This window comes from Agitococcus lubricus, from assembly GCF_003051055.1.
Taxonomy (GTDB): Bacteria; Pseudomonadota; Gammaproteobacteria; order Pseudomonadales; family Moraxellaceae; genus Agitococcus; species Agitococcus lubricus.
Window position 1 is genome coordinate 1 of sequence record NZ_QAON01000050.1, and the last position, 4,350, is coordinate 4,350.

The 4,350-nt window shown below is 40.5% G+C and carries 7 protein-coding genes; 3 read left to right on the forward strand and 4 right to left on the reverse strand.

What is annotated here, in order from left to right; all coding sequences use genetic code 11:
* The first annotated feature begins 111 nt into the window (after positions 1-111).
* The 3 genes from C8N29_RS16460 (at position 112) to C8N29_RS16470 (ending at position 1,332) form a co-directional block, all read left to right on the forward strand.
* Entirely contained in the window at positions 112-309 is a 198-nt protein-coding gene (locus tag C8N29_RS16460; RefSeq protein ID WP_107867153.1) for a hypothetical protein, read from the forward strand.
* A 106-nt stretch (positions 310-415) separates the two neighbouring features.
* Entirely contained in the window at positions 416-1,051 is a 636-nt protein-coding gene (locus C8N29_RS16465) for an AAA family ATPase (RefSeq protein ID WP_107867154.1), read from the forward strand.
* Between the two features lie 38 nt (positions 1,052-1,089).
* Entirely contained in the window at positions 1,090-1,332 is a 243-nt protein-coding gene (locus C8N29_RS16470) for a ribbon-helix-helix domain-containing protein (RefSeq protein ID WP_107867155.1), read from the forward strand.
* 77 nt (positions 1,333-1,409) lie between these two features.
* Here C8N29_RS16470 and C8N29_RS16475 read toward each other — a convergent pair whose 3' ends face one another.
* The 4 genes from C8N29_RS16475 to C8N29_RS16930 all read right to left on the reverse strand — a co-directional run.
* Complete coding sequence (locus C8N29_RS16475; RefSeq protein ID WP_107867156.1) at positions 1,410-1,694, reverse strand: hypothetical protein; 285 nt, start codon at positions 1,692-1,694, stop codon at positions 1,410-1,412.
* Between the two features lie 24 nt (positions 1,695-1,718).
* Positions 1,719-2,699, reverse strand: coding sequence for a recombination directionality factor (locus C8N29_RS16480; RefSeq protein ID WP_239987204.1), 981 nt, complete (start codon positions 2,697-2,699; stop codon positions 1,719-1,721).
* Between the two features lie 82 nt (positions 2,700-2,781).
* The gene (locus C8N29_RS16485) at positions 2,782-3,948 is read right to left on the reverse strand and encodes a YqaJ viral recombinase family nuclease (protein WP_107867157.1); all 1,167 of its coding nucleotides are present in this window, start codon (positions 3,946-3,948) and stop codon (positions 2,782-2,784) included.
* A 102-nt stretch (positions 3,949-4,050) separates the two neighbouring features.
* The coding region (locus C8N29_RS16930; protein WP_204509390.1) for a hypothetical protein at positions 4,051-4,350 on the reverse strand (300 nt) is incomplete at its 5' end.

Genomic DNA, 4,350 nt, shown 5'->3' on the forward strand with positions numbered 1-4,350 from the left:
CATTCAGCCAATGGCTGGTTGAGTCCAAATGCTTTTATGCAAAAGCATCTACTACTTTTAGAGGGTACAACTGTCTAATTTTCTGGCTAGGATCAAGATGAAGTAAGTGTATTGGTTGAGCGTTTTGATCGCTTATCTGCAACCAATAAGCAAAAAATTATTGATGGGATTCAATCTGAGTTAAAGGGAAGAAAGTTGGCGCATTTTAATATTGAATATACCGTATATCAAAAAACTAAATCTTCTACTGTGTTTAGAGATTTTAAAGATTCTTTTACGCGTGCCTTAGCTAATTTAGTTGTTGAATAAGAGTCAGGTTACGAAATATAAGAACGGTAATAGTCAAATAGTTTGGCCTTTTTAATTTTATAATAGTATTATTTTAATATTAAAAAAGGTGTAAAAAAGGTGTTTTATGATACTTACAGTCGGTAATACTAAAGGTGGTGTAGGCAAGACTACTCTAGCGTTAAATATTGCTATTGCTAGAGCGATAGCAGGTAGAGATGTATGGTTAATAGATGGTGATAGACAAGGAACCGCTCAAACCGCAATTGCTCTTCGTGCAGATGCTGGTCGTGAACCAGCTATTGCTTGTGCGCAATATGCGGATGGGTCTGCTTTAAGGGCGCAATTACAGCATCAAAGTAAAAAATTTGAGGATATTATTATTGATGCAGGAGGACGAGACTCAACAGCTTTGAGAGCTGCATTAGTATTATCCGATGTATTGCTTGTTCCTTTTGCACCTCGATCATTAGATGTTTGGGCATTAGCGGATATTTGTGCGTTGATTGATGAGGCTAGGTCAGTAAGGGATGGTTTAAGAGCTTATGCTGTACTTAATTGTGCAGATACTCATGGAACTGATAATCAAGAGGCAGCTGAGGCTGTAGCGGACTATCCTCAATTAGTTTATTTAAATACCCCCATTAAGCGTCGTAAGGCTATTGCCAATGCTGCTGGGCAAGGTTTATCAGTCTTAGAGGCAATCCCAAAAGATGTCAAAGCTAATGATGAGCTTAATGCTTTAATGTTAAGATTGTTTTAATATTAAAAATAATTATTTTCATATTAAAAAGGTATTACATGGCTATTACAAAACCTATTCCAAAGAAGGAAAGTGTTGATCAGTTTATCAATAATGCTCCTGATGGAGATAAGCTGCGCAAAGGTGTAAAAAAAGGAAAGCGAGAGCAAATTAGTTTAACAATTCCTCCAGCCTTATTAGACCGTTTAGATGCTGTTGCTAACCGTTTAGCTTTATCTCGTGCAGGCATGATTAACTTAGCAATTGTTAGGGCAATTGAACAAGAAGAAAAAAATAATTAGTCAACTTGTAGCTATCATTTTACCATCCATTTAATATTAAATGGATGGTAAAATGATAGCTACTAAGTGTGTAAATACTAATACTCCTCTGGCAACAATACCGTAGTCACCGACCTATCGGCCTCAGTAATAATCCACACTTTACCTGTTTGTAAAGGATAAACCGACATAATACGGTAGCCGCGTTCAATCGCTTGTTGATTGCTTAAGGCATCTTCGGCAGGTACATTGCCCCAATCGCCTGATTGATGACGAGCCAATAAACTACAGCACGATGTATTGTGTTGAGCTAATAGGTCAAGGGCATGGGGTGTAGCTACCGTTTGACCGAGTGAAAATAAAGGATTACTGCACAGTAACATGATAATTCTCCGTCTAGTTTAAAATTAATTAGTGGGTGTGGTTTGAGCTTGTAAACGCTGACCGAGTTTTTGCTTTAAAACGCTATTGGCGGTTTTAGGGTTAGAGCTCGTATTGTTTTGACTGTTTGAAGAGTTTGTGTTGTTGGCTGTGTTGGTGGTTGAAGTCGATTGACCTTGTGCAGAATTATCATCATCAGCGTTGTGATAAAACTCCTCCAACAACTCAGGAATTTCTTCTTCGCTAAATTCAAATTGCGCGTTGTTAAATCCTGCTTCTGCCGCTTGGTCTAATTCTTGTTGCTGAAAGCCAATCTCTAGCCGTTGTTGGTTCAGGGTTTTAGCCTGTTGCAAGGCTTCCGCTAAGGTGTGATTATCACGTAGAGTTAAATCCACGTAATAAATTGCTGTGCGATGACTTTGGGTGGTGCTTTTACCTCTGAGTTTTAATTGCAGCGGTAAACAGGCTAATAAATCGCCTGAAATGGCTTGGTAATAACTTAAGCGTGCCGCTAAAGTGCGAATACTGTTAAAGCCTGTCGTTCTAAAGATAAACGTGCCAATATCCTCCTCATCATTGACAATCACATGTAAACGACCATACGGTTTGCAGTGACCTGTTCGGGCTAAGTCACAAGCTTCGGGGCTAGGGCAGGGTAATTGTTGAATGCCTTGTGATGTATATCGCCGACAAGTATCCCCATTACCGACACATAGCGGTCTGCCTGTTTGTCGGTCAAATAAACTGTATTCGGCTCTCAGATTTAAATCAGGTGAATTAAATAACAGGCGAACAGGAATGGTGCGTAATTTGCCGTTGCTGGTGGTTTGTGCTTGACGTAATTGCTCATCTAAGGGATGCAGTAACCAACCGTCACGGTTTTGTACTTGAGTAGTTAAGGTAAATTGGTCGTCTTTTTCGGGTAAACGTTTACCGTTCTTTTCAACGATGCGACCGATGCTAATCCGACCGATAATCGGTGGAGTGATGGCTAAACCTTTAATCATGATATTCTCCAATAAAAAAGAAAAAGCCCTTGTCGTGATACAAGGGCTTTATGCCGTGTGAGGGTGAAAAATGAGTGTCTGGTTAATCAGTTACTTTAGAATTTGATGAAGGCCGTTCATAGACTAAAAAGCGTCTGCTACCGACTTTGCTGCGATGATACTGTTGACACAGTTGCGGATGGTCTTTAGCAAGAGTAGTGGTATCTAGGTAAACCGAGTCTTTAGCCTTTTTCCATGACAAAGAGCCTTGAGAAAATTGGGCATAACTGGCTTCACCTAAATTCTGTTGTAGCAGTTGTTTATAAAATTCCTCCTGTTTTTCATAAAAGTTTAATTGTTTACGTGTGTTGAGTAGTGAGTCAAATAAGCCTGAGACATGGGTATTGTCGCTAAAATCAACTGTCTGACCGTAGTCTTGTGGAAATAAACAACGTAAGGCAAAACCTGCGGATTCAGAGCCATCGGCACAGGGCGGTATATTGCTTTGCACGTACTGCCAAAATAACCGCTCTAATTCAATCAGTTTGGCAATTAACTCTTCATCACGTTCAATGCGATAAATTTTTAATTGCTGACCACAAATCAACACACAGACATCAGCGGCTTGTAAACCTGTTACCGCTAATTGATGTTGTACCTGACATTCCACATACTCAGGCACACCGTCTTTCCACAACTTTGCGCCATATTCACCTGCGGTTTTACATTCCAGTAATTGAACCTCATCACTACCAACGACTCGATAATCAATATTGGCCAACATCCATGATTTATCACAATCGGCATGTTGCAGAATCGCATTAACCTTACGTACTTTACGACCTGTGACTTTGGTGTAATGTTGGGCGACAATCGGTTCTAAAATCTGCCCCCAATACATTTTGGAGTCTATATTTGGTTTCGTTTCAGACTCATCGGGGCTATCTTCGCTAAAACGACCTGTTTTAATCATCCATAATTCCAACTGGGATTGATAGGGATTTAGACCAACAGCTGCGGCAGCATCACTACCGCCAATACCTTGTTTACGCACCGCTAACCATTCACGACGACTTAAGCCTTTGGTGTTGATTAAACGAATGGCGTTGGCACTGTGGGTGTGGGGTTTAGTGGATTGCTCACTAAGTACGTTAGCTAAAGACAGGGGACTGTCTGAATTAACAGGCGTAGCTGTACCAATGGCCAGCGGTTGATGTGACACAACCGCCAATGAAGTTGATGGCGATTGTTCAGTATGTTGATATTCCATAAAAACCTCGACATAAAAAAAGCACAGCCTGCATGACAGACGGTGCTTGGGTGAATTGATAAATTTGTTGAGTAATAACGAATTGACAAATGCAGAAAAGAGTTAAGCCAAAGCGATTGGCACAAGTTGCCTACCTTCTGAAAAGATGGTCGCTTGTGGATTAGCCGAACTGAGTAATGACCACCACCACGGCAACGCATGAGGGTTACTCAGCGGTAAATGTTGGTCGCCATAACCATGATTATCACTGAGATGAATTTCTAAACAGTGGGGACTGCTGAGTAATTCATGAACCAAACTCCATTCAACATGGTTACTCTGTACTGCCAAAATATTCAAATGCGACAAATCTAAAGCGTAATTCACCCCTGATTCGAGCAGTTGTTGATATTCTTGCCATGT

Coding starts and splice junctions, on each gene's coding strand:
- C8N29_RS16465 (WP_107867154.1), top strand. CDS start 416: ATGATACTTACAGTCGGTAATACTAAAGGTGGTGTAGGCAAGACTACT.
- C8N29_RS16470 (WP_107867155.1), top strand. CDS start 1,090: ATGGCTATTACAAAACCTATTCCAAAGAAGGAAAGTGTTGATCAGTTT.
- C8N29_RS16475 (WP_107867156.1), bottom strand. CDS start 1,694: ATGTTACTGTGCAGTAATCCTTTATTTTCACTCGGTCAAACGGTAGCT.
- C8N29_RS16480 (WP_239987204.1), bottom strand. CDS start 2,699: ATGATTAAAGGTTTAGCCATCACTCCACCGATTATCGGTCGGATTAGC.
- C8N29_RS16485 (WP_107867157.1), bottom strand. CDS start 3,948: ATGGAATATCAACATACTGAACAATCGCCATCAACTTCATTGGCGGTT.